Annotated in this window: 26 protein-coding genes and 1 tRNA gene; 20 read left to right on the top strand and 7 right to left on the bottom strand. The window is 63.6% G+C overall.

All coding sequences use genetic code 11. From position 1 onward, the window contains the following. The first annotated feature begins 6 nt into the window (after window positions 1-6). A complete protein-coding gene (locus WBP06_RS09700) occupies window positions 7-951 on the top strand; it encodes a BON domain-containing protein (protein WP_395326996.1) in 945 nt (314 codons plus the stop codon). A 276-nt stretch (window positions 952-1,227) separates the two neighbouring features. Beyond that, window positions 1,228-2,709 carry a lipopolysaccharide biosynthesis protein gene (locus tag WBP06_RS09695; protein WP_395326994.1) on the top strand — a complete coding sequence of 494 codons (1,482 nt, stop codon included), beginning with the start codon at window positions 1,228-1,230 and terminating at the stop codon, window positions 2,707-2,709. Here WBP06_RS09695 and WBP06_RS09690 read toward each other — a convergent pair. Then, complete coding sequence (locus WBP06_RS09690; RefSeq protein ID WP_395326992.1) at window positions 2,706-3,860, bottom strand: acyltransferase family protein; 1,155 nt, start codon at window positions 3,858-3,860, stop codon at window positions 2,706-2,708. The genes WBP06_RS09695 and WBP06_RS09690 overlap by 4 nt on opposite strands. A gap of 100 nt (window positions 3,861-3,960) precedes the next feature. Next, window positions 3,961-4,902: a glycosyltransferase family 2 protein gene (locus WBP06_RS09685; RefSeq protein WP_395326990.1), complete on the bottom strand. Its 942-nt coding sequence runs from the start codon at window positions 4,900-4,902 to the stop codon at window positions 3,961-3,963. Window positions 4,903-5,454: 552 nt separating this feature from the next. On the opposite strand from WBP06_RS09685, the gene WBP06_RS09680 reads away from it, so the two are divergent. The 10 genes from WBP06_RS09680 (at window position 5,455) to WBP06_RS09635 (ending at window position 17,284) form a co-directional block, all read left to right on the top strand. Beyond that, window positions 5,455-8,175 (top strand): nitrate/nitrite transporter, encoded by a 2,721-nt coding sequence (locus WBP06_RS09680; RefSeq protein ID WP_395326989.1) that lies wholly within the window; start codon window positions 5,455-5,457, stop codon window positions 8,173-8,175. Continuing rightward, complete coding sequence (locus WBP06_RS09675; RefSeq protein WP_395326988.1) at window positions 8,172-11,948, top strand: nitrate reductase subunit alpha; 3,777 nt, start codon at window positions 8,172-8,174, stop codon at window positions 11,946-11,948. The genes WBP06_RS09680 and WBP06_RS09675 overlap by 4 nt, the downstream gene beginning before the upstream one ends. Next, entirely contained in the window at window positions 11,945-13,471 is a 1,527-nt protein-coding gene (narH, locus tag WBP06_RS09670; protein ID WP_395326986.1) for a nitrate reductase subunit beta, read from the top strand. Before WBP06_RS09675 ends, narH begins: the two co-directional genes overlap by 4 nt. Before the next feature lie 23 nt (window positions 13,472-13,494). After that, window positions 13,495-14,184 carry a nitrate reductase molybdenum cofactor assembly chaperone gene (gene narJ / locus WBP06_RS09665; protein WP_395326984.1) on the top strand — a complete coding sequence of 230 codons (690 nt, stop codon included), beginning with the start codon at window positions 13,495-13,497 and terminating at the stop codon, window positions 14,182-14,184. Beyond that, window positions 14,184-14,981 carry a respiratory nitrate reductase subunit gamma gene (narI, locus tag WBP06_RS09660; RefSeq protein ID WP_395326983.1) on the top strand — a complete coding sequence of 266 codons (798 nt, stop codon included), beginning with the start codon at window positions 14,184-14,186 and terminating at the stop codon, window positions 14,979-14,981. The genes narJ and narI overlap by 1 nt, the downstream gene beginning before the upstream one ends. Next, entirely contained in the window at window positions 14,978-15,883 is a 906-nt protein-coding gene (locus WBP06_RS09655) for a peptidylprolyl isomerase (RefSeq protein WP_395326981.1), read from the top strand. The genes narI and WBP06_RS09655 overlap by 4 nt, the downstream gene beginning before the upstream one ends. Window positions 15,884-15,885: 2 nt before the next feature. Next, window positions 15,886-16,182, top strand: a complete 297-nt coding sequence (locus WBP06_RS09650) for a hypothetical protein (protein ID WP_395326979.1) — start codon at window positions 15,886-15,888, stop codon at window positions 16,180-16,182. A gap of 24 nt (window positions 16,183-16,206) precedes the next feature. Continuing rightward, window positions 16,207-16,404: a hypothetical protein gene (locus WBP06_RS09645; RefSeq protein WP_395326977.1), complete on the top strand. Its 198-nt coding sequence runs from the start codon at window positions 16,207-16,209 to the stop codon at window positions 16,402-16,404. A 31-nt stretch (window positions 16,405-16,435) separates the two neighbouring features. Next, a complete protein-coding gene (locus tag WBP06_RS09640) occupies window positions 16,436-16,804 on the top strand; it encodes a hypothetical protein (RefSeq protein ID WP_395326976.1) in 369 nt (122 codons plus the stop codon). Between the two features lie 111 nt (window positions 16,805-16,915). Next, window positions 16,916-17,284, top strand: a complete 369-nt coding sequence (locus tag WBP06_RS09635) for a DUF488 domain-containing protein (protein WP_395326974.1) — start codon at window positions 16,916-16,918, stop codon at window positions 17,282-17,284. Between the two features lie 63 nt (window positions 17,285-17,347). Here WBP06_RS09635 and WBP06_RS09630 read toward each other — a convergent pair whose 3' ends face one another. Further along, on the bottom strand, window positions 17,348-19,642 hold the full coding sequence (locus WBP06_RS09630) for a membrane-bound PQQ-dependent dehydrogenase, glucose/quinate/shikimate family (protein WP_395326972.1): 2,295 nt from the start codon (window positions 19,640-19,642) through the stop codon (window positions 17,348-17,350). Window positions 19,643-19,847: 205 nt separating this feature from the next. Then, entirely contained in the window at window positions 19,848-20,480 is a 633-nt protein-coding gene (locus tag WBP06_RS09625; protein ID WP_395326970.1) for an autotransporter outer membrane beta-barrel domain-containing protein, read from the bottom strand. A gap of 272 nt (window positions 20,481-20,752) precedes the next feature. On the opposite strand from WBP06_RS09625, the gene WBP06_RS09620 reads away from it, so the two are divergent. After that, window positions 20,753-21,058 (top strand): hypothetical protein, encoded by a 306-nt coding sequence (locus WBP06_RS09620; protein WP_395326968.1) that lies wholly within the window; start codon window positions 20,753-20,755, stop codon window positions 21,056-21,058. A gap of 415 nt (window positions 21,059-21,473) precedes the next feature. On the opposite strand, the gene WBP06_RS09615 is transcribed toward WBP06_RS09620, so the two are convergent. Further along, a complete protein-coding gene (locus WBP06_RS09615; RefSeq protein WP_395326967.1) occupies window positions 21,474-21,938 on the bottom strand; it encodes a hypothetical protein in 465 nt (154 codons plus the stop codon). 351 nt (window positions 21,939-22,289) lie between these two features. Between WBP06_RS09615 and WBP06_RS09610 the strand changes: the two genes are divergently transcribed. Then, window positions 22,290-22,808 (top strand): hypothetical protein, encoded by a 519-nt coding sequence (locus WBP06_RS09610; RefSeq protein WP_395326965.1) that lies wholly within the window; start codon window positions 22,290-22,292, stop codon window positions 22,806-22,808. Window positions 22,809-22,989: 181 nt separating this feature from the next. Here the strand turns inward: WBP06_RS09610 and WBP06_RS09605 are convergent. Next, window positions 22,990-23,066: transfer RNA gene (locus WBP06_RS09605), tRNA-Pro, on the bottom strand. A 156-nt stretch (window positions 23,067-23,222) separates the two neighbouring features. On the opposite strand from WBP06_RS09605, the gene WBP06_RS09600 reads away from it, so the two are divergent. Next, window positions 23,223-23,513 (top strand): ASCH domain-containing protein, encoded by a 291-nt coding sequence (locus WBP06_RS09600; protein WP_395326964.1) that lies wholly within the window; start codon window positions 23,223-23,225, stop codon window positions 23,511-23,513. A 10-nt stretch (window positions 23,514-23,523) separates the two neighbouring features. On the opposite strand, the gene WBP06_RS09595 is transcribed toward WBP06_RS09600, so the two are convergent. Further along, the gene (locus WBP06_RS09595) at window positions 23,524-23,661 is read right to left on the bottom strand and encodes a YlcI/YnfO family protein (RefSeq protein ID WP_395326962.1); all 138 of its coding nucleotides are present in this window, start codon (window positions 23,659-23,661) and stop codon (window positions 23,524-23,526) included. A gap of 133 nt (window positions 23,662-23,794) precedes the next feature. Between WBP06_RS09595 and WBP06_RS09590 the strand changes: the two genes are divergently transcribed. The 5 genes from WBP06_RS09590 to WBP06_RS09570 all read left to right on the top strand — a co-directional run bounded on the left by WBP06_RS09590 (window position 23,795) and on the right by WBP06_RS09570 (window position 25,368). Beyond that, window positions 23,795-23,944, top strand: coding sequence for a hypothetical protein (locus WBP06_RS09590; RefSeq protein ID WP_395326961.1), 150 nt, complete (start codon window positions 23,795-23,797; stop codon window positions 23,942-23,944). 274 nt (window positions 23,945-24,218) lie between these two features. After that, window positions 24,219-24,497: a hypothetical protein gene (locus WBP06_RS09585; RefSeq protein WP_395326959.1), complete on the top strand. Its 279-nt coding sequence runs from the start codon at window positions 24,219-24,221 to the stop codon at window positions 24,495-24,497. Next, window positions 24,494-24,787, top strand: coding sequence for a hypothetical protein (locus tag WBP06_RS09580; protein ID WP_395326958.1), 294 nt, complete (start codon window positions 24,494-24,496; stop codon window positions 24,785-24,787). Before WBP06_RS09585 ends, WBP06_RS09580 begins: the two co-directional genes overlap by 4 nt. Before the next feature lie 55 nt (window positions 24,788-24,842). Then, the gene (locus WBP06_RS09575) at window positions 24,843-25,007 is read left to right on the top strand and encodes a hypothetical protein (protein WP_395326957.1); all 165 of its coding nucleotides are present in this window, start codon (window positions 24,843-24,845) and stop codon (window positions 25,005-25,007) included. Window positions 25,008-25,065: 58 nt separating this feature from the next. Beyond that, on the top strand, window positions 25,066-25,368 hold the full coding sequence (locus tag WBP06_RS09570) for a hypothetical protein (RefSeq protein ID WP_395326955.1): 303 nt from the start codon (window positions 25,066-25,068) through the stop codon (window positions 25,366-25,368). The last annotated feature ends 40 nt before the right edge of the window (window positions 25,369-25,408 follow it).

Here is a 25,408-nt window from a genome sequence, read left to right as displayed (position 1 = left end):
GCAGCGATGAACCGACGCGATTCGAACCCCCGCAGCCAGCAGCCGGGCGGCTATCAGGACGATGGCCGCTGGGATATGCCGCGACAGGCCGGCCAATGGCAGGATGGCCCGGCGCGGCAGGCCGGCGGCTATCGCGATCCGAATGAAGAATCCCTGATCCGCGCACGCCGCTCCGAACGGGAACGGCGTTATGCGTCCGATCTGCGCGGTGAGGGCGGTTCGCTTTCGGAGCGGCATGACCGGGAACTGGGCCGGGGATCTGGCCGGGGATCTGGCCAGGGGTCGGACTATCGCAACGATCCGCGCCTGCGGGCCGGCTGGGTTCGGCGTGATCATGCGGAGCGTGAGGGCGAATATCCCATCCCCAACTACGACGCTGCCTATGGCGATACGTTCTCCAGCTTCACCAGCGAGGACTATGGCGGCCGCGACCGCACCCCGCAGAGCGGCGGCGTCGGCGGCGGGATGCATCCCAGCGATACCTACCGGCCGACCTTCGGCTTTTCGCGCAGCGACTATTTCAGCCGCGACGATTACGGCGACTGGCGTTCCTATGGCGAGCGCCGCGGCTTCCTGAAGCGCGCGGGGGACGAGATCGCCAGCTGGTTCGGGGACGAGGATGCCGCGCACCGGCGCGAGCTGGACCATCGCGGCCGCGGGCCCAGCGACTATGTCCGGTCGGACGAACGCATTCGCGAGGATGTGAACGACAGCCTGACCAACGACTGGCGCGTCGATGCCGGCCGCATCCGGGTGACGGTGTCCGAAGGCGAAGTGACGTTGGACGGCACGGTGGACAGCCGCGCCGAGAAGCGCCGGGCCGAGGATCTGGCCGATGACGTATCCGGCGCGCGCCACGTGCAGAACAATTTGCGCGTGGGGCCGGGCGCCATCGGGTCCAGCAGTTCGGTCCTGTCCGAAGACGGCAATAGCGGCAACGGATCGATCTGAATTCCAGATGAAACGGAACGAGGGGGGAGCCATTCGGCTCCCCCTTTTTCGCGCGGACGGGCGGCGCATCATTCGAATGAAGTATGGCTATCCGCCCGCTCTGGGCCTTTGGAGTGATGGCGCGTGCACTAGCGCATGATTATCATGCGGTTGGACGGGCAGGCCTCTGCCCACGCGGATGCAGCTTTCGGAGAGTCGCCATCTTGAACGCCCAGGCACTCTTGCCGATCGCTCCGCACCGGCCCCGTTCCGCCATGGTTGCGGGCTAGACGGCCGATGGCACCGGCAAGCGGCATCGGCCGGCACGCGACGCGGGGGTTGGCGTCCACCGCCTTCGCGCAATTCGTGAAAGTGTTCGGGACGATGGCGACCACCATCGTGGTCGCGCGCATCCTGTCACCCTCCGACTACGGCGTCGCCGCCATGGTCGCGCCGCTGACCGGGCTGGTGCTGACATTCCAGAACCTGGGGTTCACGCAGGCGGTGGTGCAGACGCGGGAGCTGGATTTCGAACATTCCAACGCTCTATTCTGGCTGAACGTGGTGGTCTCCATCGTCGCGGCGCTGGCGATGGTGGCGGTGGCCCCGCTGGCGGCGGCGTTCTATGGCGACGTGCGCGCCGGTTACGTCACGGCGGCGACTGGCCTCACGATCCTGGTCACCGGCCTGAAGCTGCAGCATCAGGCCCTGCTCAATCGCGAGATGCGCTTCCACGCGCTGAGCATCAACGACATCGTCGTCTCGATCATGACGCTGATCCTGACGACCGTGGCGGCGCTGATCCTGCGCAATTACTGGGCGATCTGGCTGGGCATCTTCCTGAACGCCGTGGTCAGCACCGCGATGATGTGGCGGGCCTGCCGCTGGCGCCCGCGTCTGGGCGCGTCCTTTACGGGGGTGCGCAAGCTGGTGGTGTTCGGCGCCAACCTGACCGGTTTCAACCTGGTCAACTTCTTCGCGCGCAACCTGGACAACGTGATCATCGCCAAGGTGCAGGGGGCGGATGCGGTCGGCCTCTACGATCGCAGTTATAAACTGATGCTGTTCCCGCTCCAGAACATCAACCAGCCGCTGGCGCGGATCATGCTGCCGGTGCTCAGCCGCGTGCGCGATGAGCCGGAGCGGTATCGCCGCGTCTACGAACTGGCGCTGCGCGCACTGGCGCTGGGATCGATGCCGGGCATCCTCGCCGCCGCGATCTGCAGCGACCGGCTGATCCCGTTCCTGCTGGGCGAGCGCTGGGCGGCGGCCAGCCCGATCTTCTTCTGGCTGAGCCTGACCGCCATCGTCCAATGCGTGCCCAACACGGCGGCGTGGCTCTACATCAGCACCGGCAACACCCGGCGCATGATGTACTGGGGCATCTTTTCCAGTTCGGTCAGCATCGTCAGCTTCATCATCGGCGTCCACTGGGGGGCGGTGGGCGTGGCATGTGCCTACTTCATCGGGCAAGTCGCCACATCGCCGTTCCTCTACTGGTACGCCACGCTGGGCACGCCGGTGCCGCAGCGCTTCATGTACGCGGTGCAGCTGCCATCGCTGGCGGGCGGCGCTTTCGCCTGGGGCGTGGTGTCGGCAGCGGGCCAGAACCTGCCGACGGTGGCGGTCATCGCGATAGCGCTGGCTGCCAGCTACATCGGCGCGGCAGCGGCGCAGGCCTGCACGCCGGGCGGGCGCGCCGCCATGGCGGAGATGCTGCGGCAAGCGGCGAACCTGCTGCCCGAGCGGTTTCGCCAGAGGCCATTGGGCAGCAGTTAGGCGCGATCCTCTGCCGGCTTGCGCGCGGGCTCTGCAACATGCGGCGGCGGTCGCAGGCCGGCGTAAAGGAAATTGAGCAGCGGAACCCGCCGCACCACCAGCCAGATGGAGAACGCGGCCAGGAAGGTGGCGGCGCTGATCAACGACCATTCCACCCAGACGCCCCATTGCACCCGGTATCCGGCAATGGTCAGCGCGATCGCGATCGGCAGGTGGAACAGGTAGACCACCAGCGAGGAATTGACGAGCGTGCGGATCGCCGCACTCTGGCGATGGAAGAACGTCCTGCCCAGCGCGATCAGCGTCTGCGACCAGCCCAGTGCCGCGAAGCCGGCGAAAGTGCGCTCCATCACCCAGATGCGATGATGGTCCGCGTAGATGGCCAGGCCCGTGGCGATCAGCGTCAGCACCGCCACGCCCCAGCGCGGCCGGTCGAACGCGGCGCGAACCGCAGGCGCGCGGTGGAGCGCCATGCCGATGACGTAGAACGGCACCGCCGCCACGAAGTCCGCCAGCCGGAACAGGCCCTGCAGCACGTCCGTCTCGTCCGTGGTCGAACGCACCACGCCCAGCACCAGCGCGCCATAGGCGGCAACGGCGATGCCAAGCGCGATGAACAGCGGCATGAACCGCCGCGCGGCAAGGTCGTCCCACGGCCCCGCCAGCGAAACGCCGCGCAATCCGGGCCAGGCGATGCAGGCCAGCGCCGTCAGCGATTGCAGGTAGAGCAGCACCGCCAGAAACCACAAGTGCCGCAGCACGGTGCCGGTGGAGGGGTAAAGCGCGTGAATGGTCCAGGGATCCGCCGCGCGCACGGATGCCGCGATCACGTTCAACACCGGAACGATGGTGACCAGCGAAACCGCCAGCGGCACGCCGATCCGCACCAGCCGCCCGCGCAGCCATTCGCGCGCGTCGCGCCGTGCCAGCAACAGGGCGCTGAAGTATCCCGCGATCAGGAAGAACGCCGGCATCCGGAAGATGTGGATCACATGGGCCAGATCCGTCATCAGCGGATCGCCCTCCATCACCGGCACCATCCAGGCCCGGCCGGGGCGGTAGGCCAGGGCGACGTGATAGGGGATGCCCAGCAGCATCAACCCGCCCCGGACGGCATCCCAATGGTGTTCCCGAGAGGAAGGCGTCGACATCGCAAGCCCTTGCATCGGAGGAGGGCCGAACCGACCATGCTTTGCTGCGCTGCGCAATAATCCGAAAGGGGTGGGTGCCCTTTAGCCAGTTCCCCTGCCGTCAGTCGTTTGCGCCGCGCACCCAGGAGGTGACGCCGCGATAGGTCTCCAGCCCCAGCACCGCCGCGCCAAGCCGGGGTATCCGCGCATCCAGCCGCAGTTCGCCGCCCAGTTCGGCACCGCGCCTCAACGCCTCGCGCCCCTGTTCGCGGTCGCCCCGGCGAAAGGCGCTGTCGGCCAGCCAGTAGAAGTAATCGCCCATGATCTTGCGGCGTTCCTCTTCGCCCACTGCCTCGGTCGGCTGGCGCAGCAGCGAATCCGCCACCGCCATCAGATCGCCGAAAGTGGTTCGGTTGCCGGAGATGCGGAACGGTGAATCATGCTGCACATAGACCCCGCAGCCGAGCGAGGAATGCGCGATGCGCGCGCCGGACAGCACGCCGCGGCAGACCACTTCGCCGTCCTGATTGCGGCGCACGTCCTCATTCCAGCCGCCGATGCCGCGCAGGAAATCGGTGCGCCAGAGCAGGGCGCAAGGCGGCGTCCATTGCCGGCGCACCAGCCAGCGATCGAGCAGATCGCCGGCATCGGCATAGCCCGGCTTGCGGCGGCTGGCCTGGTTGCGGCTCTCGTCATAGAAAAGCCACGGCCCGAAGGCGATGTCCGCGCCGTCCTTCTCTTCCAGCGCGAGGGCCAGGCCGTGAAGCAGGTCTCCCATGACGAAATCGTCGCTGTCCAGGAACATGACATATTCGCTCTCGACCGCGGCCAGCCCGCGATTGCGGGACTTCTGCGCACCCAGATTGCCGGGATTGGTCATCACGTCGAGCGGGCGGGAGGCCAGGTCGGCCAGCGCGGTTTCGGTCGTTCCCTCGTCATCGTCGACAACGACGATGACGCGCATCTGCACTTTCGGCTGCCCGAACACCGAACGCACGGCGCGCTCGATGGTGTGCGACGCGCGAAACGCGGGCACGACGACCGTGACCTGTTCCTGAGTCATCCCGGGCTCCTTGTCCGCAGATTGTCCGCACCGAATCGCGTCGGTTCGACGCGCTGCGAAAGGTAACCCAGCGTGCAGATCGAGCGAATGGGAGTGGCCCGGATGGCCGCGTTTCTTCGACCAAATGGCTATTGGCCGCGATCAGCTTACTCTTCTTAGTCTCTGCGGCTGCGAAAGATGCTGTGTCTCGTGATCGCCGCGCCTGATCATCGGCCCATGATCACCGGCCCATGATCATCGGCGGTTCGAGCGGGATCGAGCGGGCTTGCAGGGTTTTGTGCATGCCAGGGAGCTTCGATAAATTCCTGCGGCACTTCGCAAGGCAAAACAGATGTTTGGTCGAGGTGTCTCTTGACGGATAATTGTCTTACTGTAAATTTGCGTACCGTCAGCGCAAACTAAAAGCGCTGCGAAAAATCACAATAAAATCGATATACGGTCAGAGCATTTTTTGTACGCTCCTTCGCGAGGTCGAAGACGTATGGATTCTCTTTCAGGAGTCTTCAGATTCAGTTCGTTGCCGGCACTATCGGCGCGATGGGCTGATTCTGCGTGAATGACATCCCGATCTCCAAACCCCACGCAAACAAGGCTCTGGCATCCAGTACCGGGGCTTTCACCATATGCTTTGCGGTGTGGACGATCTTCTCGATCATCGGCCTGCAAATTCAGCAAGAGCTACAGCTGAGTGACGCGCAATTCGGCCTGCTGGCCGGCACGCCGATCCTCAGTGGCTCGATTTCGCGGGTATTTCTGGGCAGCTGGGCCGATCGGTACGGCGGGCGGAAGATCTTCGCCGGCGTCATGGTCTGTGCCGCACTAGCCACGTTCCTGATGTCGCTGGCGAACAGCTATGTGCTGCTTTTGCTTGGCGCCCTGGGTGTGGGGCTGGCCGGTGGCGCATTCTCCGTCGGGGTTTCGTTCGTCTCGGCATTCTATCCGCCTGAGCGGCAGGGAACCGCGCTGGGTATCTTCGGCGCGGGCAATGTGGGCGCGGCGGTGACCAAGCTGCTTGCGCCGATGGTCATGATCGCGCTGGGCTGGAAGGGCGTGGCGCAGATATGGGCCGCGGCCCTGCTGGTTGCCGCCTTGCTTTTCCTGCTGCTGACCAGCGAAGATCCGAAATCGCGTGAACGCCGCGAAAAGGGAAAATCGCAGGAGCGCGGCACCGACATCGCGATCCTGAAGAACCCGCAAGTGTGGCGGTTCTCGCTGTATTACTTCTTCGTTTTCGGCGCCTTCGTCGCGCTGACCCTGTGGCTTCCGCACTATCTGGTGGATGTCTATGGGCTGGATATCGTGACGGCCGGGATACTGGCCGCGTGCTATTCGATCCCCGCCAGCCTGTTTCGCATCTACGGCGGCTACCTGTCGGACCGCGTCGGTGCCCGGGCGGTGCTTTACGCGACGTTCGCGATATCGGTCGTTTGCACGTTCCTGCTGTCCTATCCGCCCACGGATTACGTGATCACCGGCACCCGGGGCGCAATCCGGTTCCATACCGAGATGGCGCTGATCCCGTTCGTCGTGGTCATGTTCGTGCTGGGTTTCGTGATGAGCCTGGGCAAGGCGGCGGTCTTCAAGCACATTCCCGTCTACTATCCCAACCACGTCGGCGCGGTCAGCGGTGTCGTCGGCATGGTCGGCGGGCTGGGCGGTTTCGTGCTGCCTTTCGCGTTCGGCATACTCGCCGATCTGACCGGCATCTGGACGAGTTGTTTCGCGCTGCTCTTCGTGCTGGTCACCACCGCGCTGGTCTGGATGCACTTCGCGATCCGCGCAATGGAACGCGGCAGCGTGGATGCCGCAACCGCTCCCGAATTGCCGGAATTGCATGGTTTCGGAGAGCCCGGCCTGACGCCTGCTGCGGCCCGCACCGTCACGCTTGTCGATTGGAGGCCGGAGGATCCGGACTTCTGGCAGGCCACGGGCAGACCCATCGCGCGTCGGAACCTTTGGGTCTCGACCTACTGCCTCTTGCTGTCCTTCGCGGTATGGATGGTGTGGAGCGTGGTGGTTTCCCGCCTGCCCACGATCGGTTTTGCCTTCACCACTTCGCAGCTGTTCTGGCTGGCGGCGATACCGGGCATTTCGGGCGCGATCTTTCGCATCTTCTATGCCTTCCTCGTCCCGATCTTCGGGGGGCGGCTATGGACGACGCTGTCCACCGCAACCTTGCTGATTCCGGCTTTCGGGATCGGCTATGCCGTGCAGAACCCGCAGACACCGTTTCTCATCTTCCTGGCGCTGGCTCTGCTGTGCGGCTTCGGTGGCGGCAACTTCGCCTCGTCCGTCGCGAACATCAGCTACTTTTTCCCGAAGGCGGAGAAGGGCAATGCGCTTGCGATCAATTCGGGCCTTGGCAACCTGGGCGTCAGCGTCATGCAGGCGCTGGTGCCGCTTGTCGTCACCATGGGCCTGTTCGGGGTCCTGGGGGGCGGACCGCAAGTGGCCGCCGACGGCACGGCAATCTGGATGCAGAATGCTGGCTTCGTCTGGGTGCCTCCGATCCTGATCGGCATGGCTGCGGCCTGGTTCGGCATGAACGACATTGCCAGCGCCAAGGCCTCCTTCGCCGATCAGGCCACGATCTTCGGCCGCCGCCATACCTGGGTGATGTGTTGGCTCTATACCGGCACGTTCGGCACGTTCATCGGCATGTCCGCCGGTTTTCCGCTGCTGGCGAAGCTGGTCTTTCCCGAGGTGGACGCGCTGAAGCTGGCCTTCCTTGGCCCGCTGGTGGGCGCCTTGTCGCGCGCGGGCAGCGGCTGGATCGCGGACCGGGTCGGCGGCGCGAAGGTCACCTTCTGGGTCTTCGTCTGCCAGGCCCTGACCACCGGGGGGATGATCTGGTTCCTGAACGGGCATGACTTCTGGGGCTTCTTCGCCACCGTGCTGCTGCTGTTCCTGATCAGCGGCGTGGGCAATTCCTCCACTTTCCAGATGGTGCCGGCGATCATGCGCTGGGAAGTGGACCGCGCGATGCCGCAGGCCGACGACGAAACCCGCCTCCATCAGTCCGAGCGTGAATCCGCTGCCGTCACCGGCTTCATTTCCGCCATCGCCGCCTTTGGCGCGTTCTACATCCCCAAGGCCTACGGCTCATCGATAGACGCCACCGGCGGCGCCGTTCCGGCGCTGATCGCCTTCCTCGTGTTCTTCGTCAGTTGCGCCGCCGTCACCTGGTACGCCTATTCCGGCCCGTACGGCATCCTCGGTGATCGCGCGCTGCGCGATCGATCCTCCAACCCCAGGCAGGAGCGAACCGCATGAGCCATCTCCTCGACCGTCTAACCTATTTCCGGCGCCAGCAGGACAAGTTCGCGGATGGCTATGGCATCTCCACCGACGAGACGCGGGCCTGGGAAAACGCCTATCGCAAGCGTTGGGCGGCGGACAAGATCGTGCGTTCCACCCACGGCGTGAACTGCACCGGTTCCTGTTCGTGGAAGATCTACGTCAAGGGCGGCATCGTCACCTGGGAAACCCAGCAGACCGATTATCCGCGCACGCGCCCCGATCTGCCCAATCATGAGCCGCGCGGCTGCCCGCGCGGGGCGAGCTACAGCTGGTATCTCTATTCCGGCACCCGCGTGAAATACCCGCTGGTGCGCGAAAGGCTGGTCCGCCACTGGCGCGAAGCGCGTCGCAGCCTGCCGCCGGTCGCGGCGTGGCGCGCGATCGTGGAGGATGATGCCAAGCGCAGCGACTGGGTAACCCGTCGCGGCCGCGGCGGCTTCGTGCGCGTCGGCTGGGATGAGGCGAGCGAGATCATCGCTGCCGCCAATGCCTATACGATCAAGGAATACGGGCCGGACCGGATCGCCGGGTTCTCGCCCATCCCGGCCATGTCGATGATCTCCTACGCGGCGGGCTCACGCTATCTTTCGCTGATCGGCGCCAATCTCCTGAGCTTCTACGACTGGTACTGCGACCTGCCGCCTTCCAGCCCGCAGACCTGGGGTGAGCAGACCGACGTTCCCGAAAGTGCGGACTGGTACAATTCCGGGTTCCTGCTGGTCTGGGGCTCGAACATTCCCATGACTCGCGCGCCGGATGCGCATTTCTATTCCGAAGTGCGCTATCGCGGCGCCAAGAGCGTGGTGATCGCGCCGGACTATAACGAGGCGGCGAAGTTCTCCGACCTCTGGCTGCACCCCAAGCAGGGCACCGATGCCGCGCTGGCCCTGGCGCTGGGCCATGTCGTGCTGCGCGAGTTCCATGTCGATCGCAAGGTTCCCTATTTCGAGGATTACACGCGCAAGTATTCGGACTTTCCGCTGCTGGTGCGGCTGGCGGAACGTGACGGCAAGCTGGTGCTCGGCCACATGATGCGCGCCGCCGACCTTACCGGCGCGCTGGGCGAAACCAACAATCCCGAATGGAAGACCCTGGCCATCGACGAAGTCAGCGGGCGGCTGGTGGCACCGCTCGGCTCGGTCGGCTTCCGCTGGGGCGAAGAGGGCAAGTGGAACCTGGAGGAGAAGGAAGCCTCCGGCGAGCCGGTCAGGCTGCGCACCACTCTGGCCGGGGTAGAGGATGCCGTGGTCCCGGTCGCGTTCCCCTATTTCGGCTCCGAAGCGGCGAACGGCTTCGTCGCCACCGACCATGAGCAGGTCCTCCTGCGCAACGTGCCGGTGAAGATGCTGGAATTCGCGGACGGCACCACCGGGCCCGTGGCCATGGTCTTCGACTTGTTCTGCGCGAATTACGGCGTGGACCGTGGCTTCGGCGGAGAGAACGTCGCCCGCGACTATGACGCCGACCTGCCCTTCACCCCCGCCTGGGCGGAGAAGGTCACCGGCGTTCCGCAGCAGGCGATCATCCAGGTGGCGCGTGAGTTCGCCGCCAATGCGGAACAGACCGAAGGCCGTTCGATGGTGATCCTCGGCGCCGGTTTGAACCATTGGTACCACATGGACATGAGCTATCGCGGCATCATCGCCCTGCTGGTGATGTGCGGCTGCATCGGCAAATCCGGCGGCGGCTGGTCGCACTATGTCGGGCAGGAAAAACTGCGCCCGCAGACCGGCTGGCTGCCGCTGGCCTTCGGCCTGGACTGGACGCGCCCGCCGCGCCAGATGAACGGCACCAGCTACTTCTACGCCCATTCCGATCAGTGGCGTTACGAGACGCTGAAAGTCTCCGAACTGCTCTCCCCGGTCGCGCCGGATGGCGACTGGTCGGGCGCGATGATCGATTTCAACGCGAAGGCGGAACGGATGGGCTGGCTGCCGTCCGCACCGCAGTTCGAAGCGAACCCCCTCGAACTTGGCCGCCATCTTCACGAGACGGGCGCCGATCCCGGCAGCGTGATCGCCGACGGGATGCGCAGCGGCGAGATTCGCCCCGCCGGGCTGGACCCGGACCATCCGCGCAACTGGCCGCGCAACATGTTCTTCTGGCGCTCCAACGTGCTGGGCGCCAGCGGCAAGGGGCACGAGTATTTCCTGAAGCACCTGGTGGGCTCCATGCACGGCGTGGTCGGCACCGATCAGAACCCCGACATCCAGCGCCCGAAGGACGTGGTCTGGCGCGACGAGGCGCCGGTCGGCAAGCTGGACCTGATGGTGAACATCGACTTCCGCATGTCTACCACCAGCATCTATTCCGACATCGTGCTGCCCACCGCCACCTGGTACGAGAAGCACGACCTCAACACCTCGGACATGCATCCCTTCATCCATCCGCTCTCCGCTGCGGTGGACCCGGCCTGGGAAGCCAAGAGCGATTGGAATATCTTCCGCGAGATCGCGAAGAAGTTCTCGGACGTCTGCCCCGAAGTGCTGGGCGTGGAGCACGACGTGGTGCTGACGCCGATCCAGCACGATACGCCCGGCGAACTGGCGCAGGCCTATGAGCCGAAGGACTGGCTGAAGGGCGAATGCGACCCGATCCCGGGCAAGACCATGCCCTCGGTCGCGATCGTCGAGCGCAATTATCCGGAGACCTTTGCCCGCTTCACCTCGATGGGGCCGCTGCTCGAAAAGCTGGGCAACGGCGCCAAGGGCATGATCTGGAACGCCGAGCGCGAAGTCTCCATGCTGGGCGATCTCAACGGCCGCGTGGCCGAAGGGCCCACCGCCGGACGGCCCCGGATCGACAGCGACATCGACGCGTGTGAGACGATCCTGATGCTCGCGCCTGAAACCAACGGCGAAGTGGCAATCAAGGCCTGGCAATCGCTCAGCACCTTCACCGGGCGCGAACATGCGCATCTGGCCGAGGGCAAGGAGGAGGAGAAGATCCGCTTCCGCGACGTGGTGGCCCAGCCGCGCAAGATCATCTCGTCACCGATCTGGTCTGGGCTGGAGAGCGAGCATGTCTGCTACAACGCCGGCTATACCAATGTGCACGAACTGATCCCCTGGCGCACGCTTACGGGGCGCCAGTCGCTCTATCAGGACCATCACTGGATGCGCGCCTTTGGCGAGGGCTTCGTCACCTGGCGCCCTCCCATCGATACGCGCACCGTGCGCGAAGTCTCCGGCAAGCTGCCCAACGGGCAAACGGAGATCATGCTCAACATCCTGACGCCGCACCAGAAATGGGGCATCCATTCGACCTATACCGAGAACCTGCTGCTGCTCAGCCTCAATCGCGGCGGGCCGTCGGTGTGGATCAGCGAAGATGACGCGAAGGCCGCCGGCATCGTCGACAACGACTGGATCGAACTGTTCAACCTCAACGGCGCGGTGACGGCGAGGGCGATCGTCTCCCAGCGGATCATGCCGGGCTCGGCGCTGATGTACCATGCGCAGGAAAAGCTGGTGAACACCGTGGGTTCGGAGATCACCGGCCAGCGCGGCGGCGTCCACAATTCGATCACGCGCATCAACATGAAGCCGACCCACATGATCGGCGGCTATGCGCAGCTTTCCTACGGCTTCAACTACTACGGCACCGTGGGCGCCAACCGTGACGAGTTCGTGATCGTGCGCAAGATGAGCGAGGTCAACTGGTTCGACAAGGCCGCCGACGATGCGGCCAGCCCCGGAGGCGGCGCTGCCGGGTGGGGCTCGGAAACGAAGGAGGCCGCACGATGAAAGTCCGCGCGCAGATCGCCATGGTGCTCAATCTGGACAAGTGCATTGGCTGCCACACCTGCTCGATCACCTGCAAGAACGTCTGGACCAACCGCGAAGGCGTGGAATACGCCTGGTTCAACAATGTGGAGACGAAGCCCGGCGTGGGCTATCCCAAGGACTGGGAGAACCAGGAGCGCTGGAAAGGCGGCTGGGTGCGCGGCAGGAACGGCTCGATCCAGCCCAAACAGGGCGGGAAATGGCGCATCCTCTCCAAGATATTCGCCAACCCGCACCTTCCCGAGATCGACGACTTCTACGAGCCTTATACCTTCGAATACGAATGGCTGCAGTCCGCGCCCGAATTGCAGGCGCAGCCCACCGCCCGGCCGCGCTCTCTGCTGACCGGTGAGAAGCTGAACAAGATCGAGAACAGCGGCAACTGGGAAGACATGCTGGGCGGCGAGTTCGAGAAGCGCAGTCGCGATTACAACTTCGAAGGGGTCGAGAAGGAAATCTACGGCCAGTTCGAAAAGACCTTCATGATGTACCTGCCGCGCCTGTGCGAGCACTGCCTGAACCCGGCGTGCCTTGCATCCTGCCCCTCCGGCGCGATCTACAAGCGTGCGGAAGACGGTATCGTCCTGATCGATCAGGAAAAGTGCCGCGGCTGGCGGATGTGCGTATCGGGCTGTCCCTACAAGAAGATCTACTACAACTGGTCCACCGGGAAATCGGAGAAGTGCATCTTCTGCTATCCCCGGATCGAGACCGGCCAGCCCACGGTCTGCTCGGAAACCTGCGTCGGGCGCATCCGCTACCTGGGCGTGGTGCTTTACGATGCCGACCGGATCGAGGAGGCCGCCTCGGTGGAAGATCCGCAGGATCTCTACGCGGCGCAGCTTGGCATTTTCCTCGATCCGCACGATGTCGCGGTGCAGGAAGCCGCCCGGCGAGAAGGCGTGCCGGAGCAATGGCTGGAAGCCGCCATCCGCTCTCCCGTCTACAAGATGGCGGTCGAGTGGAAGGTCGCCTTTCCGCTCCATCCCGAATACCGCACCCTGCCGATGGTCTGGTACGTGCCGCCGCTTTCGCCGATCCAGTCGGCGGCGGAAGCCGGCAAGATTTCGTCGAAGGACGGGATGCCGGACGTGCGCTCGCTGCGCATCCCTTTGCGCTATCTGGCCAACCTGCTCACCGCCGGCGATGAGGCGCCGATCGCCAACGCGCTGGAACGGATGCTGGCCATGCGCGCCTTCATGCGTGCCAAGAGCATTGAACGGCGGATCGACGAGGAAATCCCGGCACGCGTCGGCCTGTCCCGCGCGCAGATCGAGGAGATGTACCGGATCATGGCGCTGGCCGCCTATGAAGACCGCTACGTCATCCCCACCGCGCACCGCGAGTTCGAGGAGGACGCCTATGTCCTGCGCGGATCGGCCGGCTTCGGCTTCCGAGAGGATACCAATGGCGCCACCAAGCTCAACCTGTTCGGCGGCGCGAAGTGCAGCCCCGGCAGGCCGCTGACGGATGTGCGGAGATGATCGGGGCAAAGGGAACCGCCACGATGCAGAACACGCTTCGCATCGCGGCGATGCTGCTGGGCTATCCCACGCAGGAACTGCAGGAGGAAGCGCATGCCCTGGCCCTTGCGCTGCGGGACGAGACCGCACTTTCCCGCCCGCGCCGCGCCGCCATGGAGCGCCTGCTGCTGCGCATGGCAAGGGGCGACCTGCTGGAACTCCAGGCCGAGTACAGCGAACATTTCGACCGGTCCCGCTCTCTCTCCCTCCACTTGTTCGAACATGTCCACGGCGACAATCGCGAGCGCGGGCAGGCGATGATCGACCTGGGCGGGCAGTACCTTGCCGAAGGGTTCTATCTCGACAGTGGCGAACTGCCGGACTTCATTCCGGTGTTTCTGGAATTCGCCTCCTGCCTTCCCCCGCGCGAGGCGCGCGAATGGCTGGCGCAGCCCGGTCATGTCTTCGCCGCGCTGACCGAACGATTGCAGAAACGCCATTCCCCTTACGCCGCGATCTTCGCGGCGCTTGTCGAACTCGGCGGGGAGCGGCTGGACAGGAACGCGCTGGAAGAACTCCAACGCAACGAGCCGGACGACGACCCGGCCCGTCTGGATGAACAGTGGGAAGAGGCGCCGGTCACGTTCGGCGGCGCGCACGAAATGGGCGGGCCGACCGGGTTTACCGCGAAGATCAGAGCCGCCAACCGCCCCGTCGGCAAGGAGCAAGCGTGATGGAAGAGCTCATCCACCAACTCGCCTTCGGCTGGTATCCCTACTTCGCCGTGACGGTCCTTGTCCTGGGCAGCATCCTGCGCTTCGATGCGGACCAGTTCAGCTGGCGCTCGCAATCTAGCCAGTTCCTGCGGCGCAAGCAGATGGTGCTGGGCTCCAACCTGTTCCACATGGGCGTGCTGATCCTGCTTGGCGGGCATTTCGTGGGGCTGCTGACCCCGGTGACGGTGATCGACAAGCTGGGCATCAGCCACAGCCTGAAGCAGATCGCGGCGATGTCGATCGGCGGCATCGCCGGCGTCATGGGTTTCATCGGCTGTTCGCTGCTGCTGCATCGCCGCCTGTTCGATCCGCGCATCCGCCGCAGTTCGTCCTGGGGTGACATTCTGGTGCTGGTGATGATCTGGTGCCAGTTCATGCTCGGCATCTCGACCACGTTCTGGACCGTCCAGCACCTGGAAGGGGACGAGATGCTGAAGTTCATGGGCTGGGCGCAGGGGCTGGAAACGCTCAACCCCGGTGCCGCCAAGCTGCTGGTGGACGTACCGCTCGTTTACAAACTGCACATCATCCTGGGGCTGACGCTGTTCGTGGTCACGCCGTTCACGCGGCTGGTCCACGTCTTCAGCGCACCGATCTGGTATATCTTCCGGCCCGGTTTCCAGATCGTGCGCACCCGGGGCCGCCGGGCGGCGCGGGACTATTCGCAGACGCAAGGCCAGGCTGGCGGCGCGCCGAGCTACGGCGGGCCCACGGTGCTGCGCCAGATGGCGGAAAGTGGACAGGAAGGCGCATGAGCAGATCACCCGACGTTATCGACGTAACCGCAGCGCCTTCCCGGCTGGCGGTGATGCCCAGTGCCTGCCAGAGCGGCGGATGCGGATGTTCCAACCCTGCCATGCCGCCGCCGCCCTCGTTCGGCGAGGTGTTCGTGAACGGCGTGGAGATCACCGCCGAAGCCATCGCCGAGGAAATCCAGCACCATCCCGCGCCGGATGCGGAGACGGCATGGACCGAGGCCGCCCGAGCCCTGGCCGTGCGCGAACTGCTTTTGCAGGAAGCGGCGCGGTTGGGCATCACGGCGGCAGGAGACAGCGATGAAACCGGCCGCCGCGAAACGGATGACGAGGCGGTGATACGGATTCTCCTTGAGCGCGAAGTCATGCCCGAAGGTGCCGGCGAACCCGAATGCCGCCGTTACTACGATGCAAATCCGGCTCGCTTCCGCACGCCCGACCTGTTCGACGCCGCGCACATCCTGATCGAACCCGAAGCTGACGAACCCGCGCAATGGGCCGCGGCCGAGGCTTTCGCCCGGGCCCTGATTGCGGAAGTCCGCAACGATCACGCGGCCTTCGCCCAGGCCGCCCGTCGCGATTCCGCCTGCGCCTCCGCCCAGCAGGACGGATCGCTGGGGCAAGTCCGCCGGGGCGAACTCGTCCGCGAGGTGCAGCAGGCGATCGAAGCGCTGAAGGACGGCGAAACCGGGCAGGAGCCGGTCAGATCGCGGTTCGGCTGGCACGTGGTCCGCCTGAACCGCCGGATCGCTGGCCAGATATTGCCCTTCGACGTGGTGCGGGAAAAGATCGCGGACATGCTGGAGGCCCGCAGCTGGTCCATGTCCGCCGCGCACTATGTTTCGAGCCTTGCGGCGCAAGGACAGGTCGAGGGGATCATCGTGGCCGGTATCGAGGGATGACCATGATGCTGGGCGATGTTCTGGCGATGGCGCGGCAGTCCGCACCGGGCATGGTCAGGTGGCTGGAATCCTCGAGCCCGGAAATGCACGGGCGGGTGCGCGCGACCGCCGCGGCGGCCGGGCTGACGGCCACGGGCTTCGTCCGCATGGCCGTCGCCGATTTTACCCGTGCGGCGTCCGAAGAAGATTGGGCCACGCTGATGTCCGCGCTTCGGAACAGTGCCGATCCGGGCCAGACCTGCCTGCATGCCATGATCCATTGGCGCCTTTCCGCGCCGGATTGTGGGGCCCACGTCTGAGGCGTATTCGGGAGAGGAAGCGAAATGTCCCCACACGACAAGGCCGAACAGCCGCTCAACCCGGCGCTCAGGCAGACGGAAGAAAAGAAGCACACCACCGGAACCACGCCCGCGCCGATCGATTCCATTTCCGCGCGCGAAGGGCAGGGGGAGGGGTGGCCGATCGTCTGGTTCGTCGTGGCGATCATCTGCGTCGGCGTGACGATCTATTTCTTCGTCTGATGATCCAGCAAACGCGAGGTATCCCAGCGATATGGCACTGCACCACGCCCTGCCTGGCGAAGTGATGGCCCTTCAGGCTCTGGCAGACACTTCCGCCCGGTCGATCGCGCTCGTCCGCACGCCCCTCTTCGAGACCATCCAGCTGATCCTGCGCGCCGGGGACAGCATCGGCGAGCACGGTTTTGCAGCTACGATCTGCTTCCAATGCCTGGAAGGGGAGGCAACCATTGCCCTCGACGGCGGGGAACACGGTATCAAGGGTGGCGAATGGCTCTATCTGGAGCCGCACACGCGCTACGGTATTGCCAGCGTTCGCGGCGCAAACCTGATCATGACATTGCTGTTCGAGAATGCGGACGATGCCGTCGATCGTACCGGACAGCTGCTGGCCCCCACGTAATATGCCGCAGCCTGATGGATCGCTGCCGTAACGGTCGCTGCGATCGGGCAAACCTGTCACGCGCCAGCGATGATGCCGGCGTCATGGCCTTGAAACAGGATGGTGAACCGGATGAGCGATGCGGTTTCTCCCGCCCATGTCCGATTGAAGCGCATCTACGAGCAAGCCGCAGCATCGGACGGTCTGCGATTTCTCGTCGATCGGCTCTGGCCACGCGGGATCAGCAAGGAGCGGGCGGCACTCACGGAGTGGGTCCGCGAAATCGCGCCGAGCACGGAACTGCGCAAGTGGTTCGGTCATGATCCTGATCGGTGGAACGAGTTTCAGTCGCGCTATCGGGCCGAACTGGCAGGTGCAAACGCGACGCTGGATCGCATTCGCACAATGGCGACGGGGTCCGTCATCACGCTGCTTTATGCCGCCAGGGATCAGGAGCACAATGAGGCGGTGGTCCTTCGCATGGTCCTGCTCGGCATTTGACGCGAGCTTTCGGGCGCGGTGCGACGCCGCGTTGAAGGCCCGATTGGCTGCCTGCCGATTGCCTTATCGCTGCTGATCGTGGGGCGGCAAGGCGAAAGCGACGATATAATCGCCCCGATCATGCGGATTGTGGGGAGCCCCGCCAGCATTGACCACGACGAACTGCCGCCCGTTGGGATCGAGGTACGTCATCGGCGTCGATTGCCCTCCGGTCGGCAGCGCACCTTTCCAGACGACCTTGCCGGTGCGGGCGTCGATCGCGCGCAGGAAATAATCCTGCGTTCCGGAAATGAAGACCAACCCTCCCTTGGTTGCAACCGATCCTCCCAAGGTGGGCATGCCGACATTGAGCGGGATACCTGTCCTCAAGCCGAAAGGGCCGGATTCCCGGGGCGTGCCGAGCGGGCGCTGCCAGACGATCTTGCGCGTGACCATGTCGATGGCCGTGATCGTGCCGAAGGGAGGCTGCGTGCAGGGGATGCCAAGCGGAGAGAGGAAATTGGTGATGTAAAAGCCGAAAGGCGTGCCCGCCATCTTGGAATAGGTGCCGTGCGGATCGATGCCGGGCATGGCGTCGATCTCCTTGCGAGGCATCAGTCGCGCCGAGGCTGCCATTCGCAAGTCGTTGACGATCAGCAGATTGCGTCCTTCATCGAACGATGCGCTGCCCCAGTTGAACCCGCCGTAATTGTTCGGATACTGGAGATACAGGCGGTCCTGCGGCGGGGTGAAATCCCCCTGATAGACGTGCCGCTTGAACTGGATCCGGCAATAGAGATGGTCGAGCGGGGTGATGCCCCAGGTCCGCGCCTCGCTGAGCGGTTCGGCGCCGATCGCCGGCATTCCGACCGAATAGGGCTGGGATGGTGCGTAGCGTTCGCCGGTTGCATTTCCGGCGGGGACCGGCCGTTCCTCGACCCCGGCGAGCGGGCGCCCTGTGCGCCTGTCGAGCAGGAATATCTGCCCGCGCTTGGTCAACTGGACGAGCGCGGGTAAGACGCCTTGTGCCGAGGGCAGGTCCACCAGAACGGGTTGCGAGGGAAGATCGTAATCCCACAGGTCATGATGGACCGTCTGGTATTTCCATCGAACCTTGCCGTTCCCCAGATCGAGAGCGACGACGGACGAAGAGACCGCATCGTCGGAGGGGCGCCGCTCTCCACCCCAGTAATCCGGGGTGGCGTTGCCCATCGCCACGTAGACAAGGCCCAACCCGGCATCGGCGGACATCGCGGTCCAGCTGTTGGGCGTTCCGCGCGTATAGGTCTGTCCCGGTGGGGGAAGGGCGGTGATCGCCGGATTGCCTGAATCCCATGCCCAGGACAGGGCACCGGTGAGTTCGTCAAAGCCGCGGATTACCCCGGATGGCTCCCCCACGCTGACATTGTCGGCAACCCAGCCGCCGATGACGATCTTCCCGTTGGCCAGGATCGGGCCAGTTGTCGCCATGTAGAAGCCGGGGGCGACCTCTCCCATGCCTTCGCGCAAGTCGACGGTGCCGTTCTTGCCGAAGGACGGGCACAGCTTTCCGTCGCGCGCGCCCAGCGCCATCAACCGGCCGTCGATCGTGGCAAGGATGATGCGCGGACCGCATGTGTCGGCAGTACCGGTGGAATAGGCCAGGGTCCGGCAGCGATTCCAGAAGGGCGACTTGGCCTTGGGGTCGAACCGCCAGACGATCTTTCCGTTCGAGCCGTTGATGGCTGTCACGATGTTCGTTGGGGAACAGTGGTAGAGCAGGCCATCGGCATAGAGCGGGGTGTTCTGGTCCTCGTTCCCGAGGCGTGAGATGTCTCCGTGGCGTGCCGTCCAGGCGACCTTCAACTGGCTGACGTTGCCGGCATTGATCTGGTCGAACGGGGCATAGCGGGTGGCGAGGTTCGTGCGACCGTAAGCGCGCCATTCGCCGCCGGCGGCAATGGTGGCCGCGGTGCCATCGCCGGGTGTCAGGGGCACCGCGTTGCGGATCGTTCCGTGCGGCTTGGTCGCGGCAAAGCCGATCAGGCCGGCAGCGACCAGCAGAACGATCCCGGACATGACGGACGCACGTCTGGCAGCCTTGGCATCGGCCGGCAGGAGGATGGGCATGAGGAATAGCGCCGCGACGGCAAAGACCAAGGGCGCAAAGGTGCGGGCGAACAGCGGCCAGAACTGGAAACCGGCATCGATGAAGGCCCAGATGACGGTGGCTGCAAACACCACGATATAGCCGATCAACCCGCCGACCCGCAGCCGATAGGTCCAGAAGCCGGCAATCATCAGGCCCACGCCGGCAATCAGATAATACGACGAACCACCCAGGATGATGAGCCAGAGGCCACCCGCAGCCAGCAAGGCGCCGAGCAGGAGGATAGGCACTGCGAAGACGCGTATCAGGACCTTCTTCCATGACGGCTCATTTCGAGAAGCTGGTTCCATGCCTTCGTCCTCTCGATACGGCTGTCGCGATGCGCGACCGTTCGGCGCGCGGCAGATCCAGCACGGGAATGCGGGCTTCGAAAGTCAGCGTACGGGAGGCGGGCGCCCCGTCCACTGGGGCAACTACTGAATGAGGCCTGGAACACTACGGGGCGAGAAATCCAGGCCTCTGGAGACCGATCACGACGCGCGCTGTGCCGGCCGGCTTCCGGAACTGGCTGCCGTCGTTGCCGGTACTGGCAACCAGATCGACACCCGCCTGGATACCCCAAATGTCGCCATCGAAACTGGGGGCGAGGCGGAAATCGGTGCCTGCTACCGTCTGATGACCCGCCTGCCGGCGTTGTTCATCGTAGATGCGCCCCCACGCAGCGAGGTGGTCGCCGTTGTTGAGCAGCAGCATCTGGACTCCCCGTCGTTCGTGGAAAGACGCGATTTCCATCGACCCCGTTTCCCGGGCCAAAGTGGGCAGGATCGAATAGCCGGGCACTTCCGGACGGATCGTGGGAATCGGTACGGGTGTCGGCGTTGGTGTCGGTGTGGGCGTTAGCGCCTCCGATCGCAGGAACCAGTTCTCTTCGCTTCCGGTCGTCAACGCGCCCGGTCCGTTCACGTTGTTCACGAGAATGGCTGCGCTGGCTGACGCTCCGCCGCCGTTGACGACCAACTGGTCGGACGGTGACCGATCATTTCCCCGTACCGTCTGGATGGCGAGCCGGCCCCCGTCGCCGGCGTAACTACCCATTACCACGAAGCGATCGTTTCCCTTCGCATCCATTGGCCGCTCCCTGTTTCGTACTCATGGAGCGTGCGGGGGTTGAACCCCGAAGGTTGGTGGATATCGGGAGTAACCCTGGCAGGCTGCCGGGGGATTGATCTCGGGCTATACTGGTGGAGGCGTGGCGGGCGCACGTCTGGGGCGTCGTCAGAACGAATTTCGATGAAAATATGGGCCGAATATACTGTAGAGTTGCCGCGATTGACCTTTGTTGGAAATCAATTACCGTGATGAAAGCGGGGTGGGTTCAGAAATGTTTCTGGAGTCATTGCATGGCGCGTATGTTGTTTGAAGTATGGGTGGATCGGTCCGGCAACCAGTTCGCGGGAAAAATCTCGCTGGAAAACGATATTGCGCGTGAAGCGACATGGAAGGACGCAAAGCTGTCGCTCGTCATCGCCGCGGAGTCTGATGAGGATTTCCTGCGGCAATATCATCTTCATCTGGGCAAAGCCTATTCGTCCGTGAGTAGCTTCAAGGCTCGAACGTTTTCGACGCGAGATGCGAAGCGTCAGAAGGAATATCTGGCGGAGCGCAGTCTGGATCCCATGCCCCGATCACTGGCCGTCCCGGCCTGAAGATCAGGCCGGCGCGTTGCCAAGTTTACTTGAGTGCTGCTTGATGCGGGTTACGTATCCGGGGCGACCAATGATCGTTCGGCGTGGATATTATTAAATCATATCAACAGCTTTCATTCGAAACTCAAGTGGCGGCATCTTCAAATTATCGGGAACCTGTCCCAATCTGTTGAAGCGTGAGAGGCACCGCAACACCCCCGTTGGTGCCTCTGGTGTGGTTTGGTCAGACGGCATTCCCCCGTCAGCCGGACAGGAAGTTGGGCCGAGGGCAACCCGACCACGCGTTCGATCGAATTTGAATTGCCGCCGCGTGAGGCGTGCCACGGCCTCTGTTGGGCAGGGGGGCAACGTTCATCGAATCGTCTTGCGATGATTCGCGGGATTCAGAAGTATTCGGGGGTATCAGCAGATATTCCTAGAATATCATTCCGATGCCGGCGGAAATTACATTGGCATCAGGTTCGTGATTTTCGACGAACAGGTGCTTGAATTCGAGCTTGGCATAGATCTTTTCACTGAGGTTTTGCTCCCAGCCGGTGCCGATACCGATCGCGTTGCCACATTCGCCACAATCTTTCGATTGCCAGTTGACGCCCGCAAAGATCTTGCTTCTGGGCAACACTTCCGCACCCAGGCGCCCACCAATGCCCCAGGCAACGCGGGTGTCATGCGTCAGGAGCTTTTCGGCCGTGCCTTCCACGCCAACGAAGATCTTTTCATTGAGATCGACATCGTAGCCCATCGCAATGCCTGCGAGCGCATCGGTGGATTCCTTGTTCCAACTGACTCCGCCTGAGCCTTCGATATAGGCTTCGTCGGCCAGCGCGGGCCGGCTGGCGAACGTCAGTGCCAGGATCAGTGCAAGACGGGTTGTACGCATATCGTGGGCCTCCTCGTTGCCCGGGCACGTATCGGTGACGCGCCAGACCGCAGATCCGGCCAGTGCAAGCGCCGCAATGGCGCGCGAACGCCCGCAAGATAGCGACGTCGTTCTGGTGAAAGATCTCGGGAATCTCACTCTCATTCAGCGGGGCAATTCCCGATCGGAAAGTCCGGCTTTCCGGCAAGATCAAAGCAACCGGGAACAGCTTGCTCGAATGCCCGGGGCTGTCGCTGAGGTGCCGCGTCCTGAACGCTCTCAGGGAAACCACTTCCGGTTTTCAGTGCTTCTGTCGATGCGGTCAGCCGTGGCGCTTCTGTACACAAGGCGGCAGGCATTGCCCGTTTCCCGTTGGCGGCGGGCAATGTCGAGAAATCAAGCAAATCGGGCAAACTGTATGGGTCAGGGCAAAAGAGGCACCGCTCTTTTGGCTACGCCGATCAAGTGAAAGGAATTGCGATGCGTGCCATGTCTGCAAAATTTGCCTTCCTGACCGTCGCCGGTCTGACGCTGGCGCATTCGGCGGCGACGAATGCGGCACCCGCCAATGGCTGGGCCTACGTGGGCACGACCCATGCCAAGCATTTCAACGACCATGACACGCTGGTGGTGAACGGCCCGAACAATGTGTTCCGGGAGTTGAAGATCGGCGTGAAGGGCGCATCCCTTCATGTGCAAAGGCTGGTCGTCACTTATGGCAACGGCCTCATGGATGACGTTCCCGTCAACTACAAGATTCCCAAGGATGGGGAGAGCAAGCCGATTCCGATGAAGTACGGGAAGCGCGAGGTCAAAAAGATCGACTTCTGGTACGATACCAAAGGTTGGCTGCACGGCACGGCCGCAGTGAGCGTTTACGGACGGCGATGACCGCCGAGACGGCGTGACGAAGGGCCTGGCGCATCCGTCCTGCGAGATGGATGCGCCGGGCCCTCTGCTGTGGTCAATCGCCGCTCCTGAGGAGGGGCTTTCCGGCATGTATCATCGACGGCGGACTGCAAGGCCCCCGGATGTATGGCGGAGATGCATGGGATATTCTGGAAAAACGAATTGGTCGGGGAGACAGGATTCGAACCTGCGACATCCTGCTCCCAAAGCAGGCGCGCTACCGGGCTGCGCCACTCCCCGACGCCCGGCATCCCTTAGGTTCCGCCGCTTTTAAGCGCAAGCCCCTTTTCCACTGTTTGGCAAATAGTGGCGAGAACGACTCGGGAACGCTGCACAGAAGTCCCGGAATAGTCCCGGAGAGCTGTTCCCGGCCTGTTCTCGTTCGGGGCGCCGCCCATGTCTGACCTCATCATCCCCGTGAAGGGCATCTACTTCGATCAGATCAAGGCTGGGACGAAGTCGCACGAGTTCCGCTTGCAGACGCCGCACTGGGCCAAGCGCCTGGAGCGCCGGACCTATCGCCATGTCGTGATGACGCGGGGCTATCCGAAGGGTGGCGGCGTGGAGGGCGTGACCCGCCTGACCCGGGTGTGGCGCGGCTACGAACCGCGCACCATCCAGCATGAGCACTTCGGGCCCGATCCGGTGGACGTGTTCGCGATCGATGTTTCGGAGGCGGCGGTATGAGCGGGAAGGCTTATTTCTCAGCCTGCTCCCGGCGCTCAAGTTCTCGCTCGACGGCCTCGCGGATGAACGCGGCCCGGCCATACGTGCCCACCAGCGCATCAACCTTGTCCACCACCTCGGGTGGCAGGCGAACGGGAACGATCTTCATGTTGAGCGGCGGTCTACCCATGCGGCGAGGCGTAGCGGGACTCTGATCCGGTTTCAAGAAAACGGTACCTTTTATTGTTGACGCCATAAACGATGCCGTTTATATAAACGATATTGATTACGGAGACAAGCACATGCCGAAGGACGCCATCATTTCCGCACAGATCCTCACCAAAGTTGCAGAAGGCATGGACGTAATCGAAGCCATGAAGGCGGTGTGTGGCGCCGATAAGGTCGAGGCTATGATCAGCGACCTCTATGACCAGCTCCGGGCCAAGGCATGAGCGCCCGGAGTGAAAAGGACAGGATGAGGGAGGCGCTCATAATCACGGAGCGCAACCTCTCATCCCTCCTTGGGGCGCACTCCAGCTTGGAAGCGCGATGGCCGGCCAATGAGCGGCTTATGCGGAGCTGGCGGGAAGTCTGCCGCAGGGCACTCGGGTCTTTCCCATATCAAGAAACTACCCCAGACGCCGCTTTCCAAACGCACGAGTATATCTGCTCCTGCGGCATCCGGGTCGAGCCTCATCGCTGCAAGATTGATCCGGAGTTCTAGCCATGACCATGCCTGAGACCACCCAGTGCGATCTTGTCGAGCGGCTGACGAAGCCGCATGCGTCACTCGCGACCCAGAGCTTCATGATGCACGAGGCTGCTGCCGAGATCACCCGCCTGCGCGCCCACTGCGAGGCTATGGCCAAGGCGCTGGATGTCGCAGAGCGTCAGATCACAGCCGCATGCCAGACCATCTATCCCGGCGACAATGGGATTCTCGATGGGTCGCTTGAAAATGTCCGCACGCCTTTGAAAGCCTATCGCGAGGAGAAGGGCACATGATCCGCAAGCGCTGGCGGACCCCGACCGCAAAGGCCGGCGAGATCAAGATCGTCTGGGGCCGAGTCGATAGGCATAACCGTCCTGACCTGTGTGTCGCTTGGGGCGATGGCACAGACATGAGGTGCACCGGCAGCCTCATGATGCACGCTCTGACCGAGAAGAGATTGCGCTCCAAGTTTCCCGGACCCGGCTACGAGTACGAGCCTTCGCTTATTGATGAATTGGAGGATCGCGGTTTCGACATCACGACGCTGCGCTTCACGATCGAGAAGAAGGTGGCCTCGGAATGATCGAATGGGCGCTCGCCTCTGGTAGTATGTAAACCTACCGATTCGCGAGGCTGCTATGACCGACCTATCCACCCTCCGCCAAGCCACCGAAGACGACGTAGAGCGCGCGCTGGCGGAGGCTTACGTCTCGCTTCCGATCACGGATAAGGCGGCGGCGCTGGAGTTTTTCAACCGCATGCTGGACGTGCTGGCTGGAGAGGGTGTCGGCACGGACGAATGAGAACGGAAAGTGAACATATCACTTGACCCGACTCGGGCAATGAGCGCTTTGACAGTGGATGAACTTTCCTCGCGATGGCTCCAAGACCCTGCGCCAGATCATGGCTGTTGGCCGAAATATCCAGGTCGAGTGTGACACGTGCCGAGCCATTCATCGCTTCACCCCTGAGGAAATCCGCGCCCTGGCCGACAAGGTCGGCGAGGAATACAGCCTGCTCAATCGCCGCTGCCGTTGCCGGCTAACTCCCGGCTGCACGGGGTGGAATAGGTTCTTCTACCATTCCGGCGTCTATCGGCCGCTGTTTACCCCGGAACAAGCGTTGAGATGGAGCATGGAGAAGCGGTTGACCGGTGATTCGTGATGTGGGATTCTGCACGGGCTGCGGCGCGAAAGCCGGTTAA

Source organism: Novosphingobium mississippiense, assembly GCF_044029535.1.
Classification (GTDB): domain Bacteria; phylum Pseudomonadota; class Alphaproteobacteria; order Sphingomonadales; family Sphingomonadaceae; genus Novosphingobium.
This window is presented reverse-complemented; position numbering and strand designations above follow the sequence as displayed.

Bases quoted from the DNA above. Each gene is read 5' to 3' on its own strand.
- WBP06_RS09700 (WP_395326996.1), top strand. From the start codon at position 7: ATGAACCGACGCGATTCGAACCCCCGCAGCCAGCAGCCGGGCGGCTAT.
- WBP06_RS09695 (WP_395326994.1), top strand. From the start codon at position 1,228: ATGGCACCGGCAAGCGGCATCGGCCGGCACGCGACGCGGGGGTTGGCG.
- WBP06_RS09690 (WP_395326992.1), bottom strand. From the start codon at position 3,860: ATGTCGACGCCTTCCTCTCGGGAACACCATTGGGATGCCGTCCGGGGC.
- WBP06_RS09685 (WP_395326990.1), bottom strand. From the start codon at position 4,902: ATGACTCAGGAACAGGTCACGGTCGTCGTGCCCGCGTTTCGCGCGTCG.
- WBP06_RS09675 (WP_395326988.1), top strand. From the start codon at position 8,172: ATGAGCCATCTCCTCGACCGTCTAACCTATTTCCGGCGCCAGCAGGAC.
- narH (WP_395326986.1), top strand. From the start codon at position 11,945: ATGAAAGTCCGCGCGCAGATCGCCATGGTGCTCAATCTGGACAAGTGC.
- narJ (WP_395326984.1), top strand. From the start codon at position 13,495: ATGCAGAACACGCTTCGCATCGCGGCGATGCTGCTGGGCTATCCCACG.
- narI (WP_395326983.1), top strand. From the start codon at position 14,184: ATGGAAGAGCTCATCCACCAACTCGCCTTCGGCTGGTATCCCTACTTC.
- WBP06_RS09655 (WP_395326981.1), top strand. From the start codon at position 14,978: ATGAGCAGATCACCCGACGTTATCGACGTAACCGCAGCGCCTTCCCGG.
- WBP06_RS09650 (WP_395326979.1), top strand. From the start codon at position 15,886: ATGATGCTGGGCGATGTTCTGGCGATGGCGCGGCAGTCCGCACCGGGC.
- WBP06_RS09645 (WP_395326977.1), top strand. From the start codon at position 16,207: ATGTCCCCACACGACAAGGCCGAACAGCCGCTCAACCCGGCGCTCAGG.
- WBP06_RS09640 (WP_395326976.1), top strand. From the start codon at position 16,436: ATGGCACTGCACCACGCCCTGCCTGGCGAAGTGATGGCCCTTCAGGCT.
- WBP06_RS09635 (WP_395326974.1), top strand. From the start codon at position 16,916: ATGAGCGATGCGGTTTCTCCCGCCCATGTCCGATTGAAGCGCATCTAC.
- WBP06_RS09625 (WP_395326970.1), bottom strand. From the start codon at position 20,480: ATGGATGCGAAGGGAAACGATCGCTTCGTGGTAATGGGTAGTTACGCC.
- WBP06_RS09620 (WP_395326968.1), top strand. From the start codon at position 20,753: ATGGCGCGTATGTTGTTTGAAGTATGGGTGGATCGGTCCGGCAACCAG.
- WBP06_RS09615 (WP_395326967.1), bottom strand. From the start codon at position 21,938: ATGCGTACAACCCGTCTTGCACTGATCCTGGCACTGACGTTCGCCAGC.
- WBP06_RS09600 (WP_395326964.1), top strand. From the start codon at position 23,223: ATGTCTGACCTCATCATCCCCGTGAAGGGCATCTACTTCGATCAGATC.
- WBP06_RS09595 (WP_395326962.1), bottom strand. From the start codon at position 23,661: ATGAAGATCGTTCCCGTTCGCCTGCCACCCGAGGTGGTGGACAAGGTT.
- WBP06_RS09590 (WP_395326961.1), top strand. From the start codon at position 23,795: ATGCCGAAGGACGCCATCATTTCCGCACAGATCCTCACCAAAGTTGCA.
- WBP06_RS09585 (WP_395326959.1), top strand. From the start codon at position 24,219: ATGACCATGCCTGAGACCACCCAGTGCGATCTTGTCGAGCGGCTGACG.
- WBP06_RS09580 (WP_395326958.1), top strand. From the start codon at position 24,494: ATGATCCGCAAGCGCTGGCGGACCCCGACCGCAAAGGCCGGCGAGATC.
- WBP06_RS09575 (WP_395326957.1), top strand. From the start codon at position 24,843: ATGACCGACCTATCCACCCTCCGCCAAGCCACCGAAGACGACGTAGAG.
- WBP06_RS09570 (WP_395326955.1), top strand. From the start codon at position 25,066: ATGAACTTTCCTCGCGATGGCTCCAAGACCCTGCGCCAGATCATGGCT.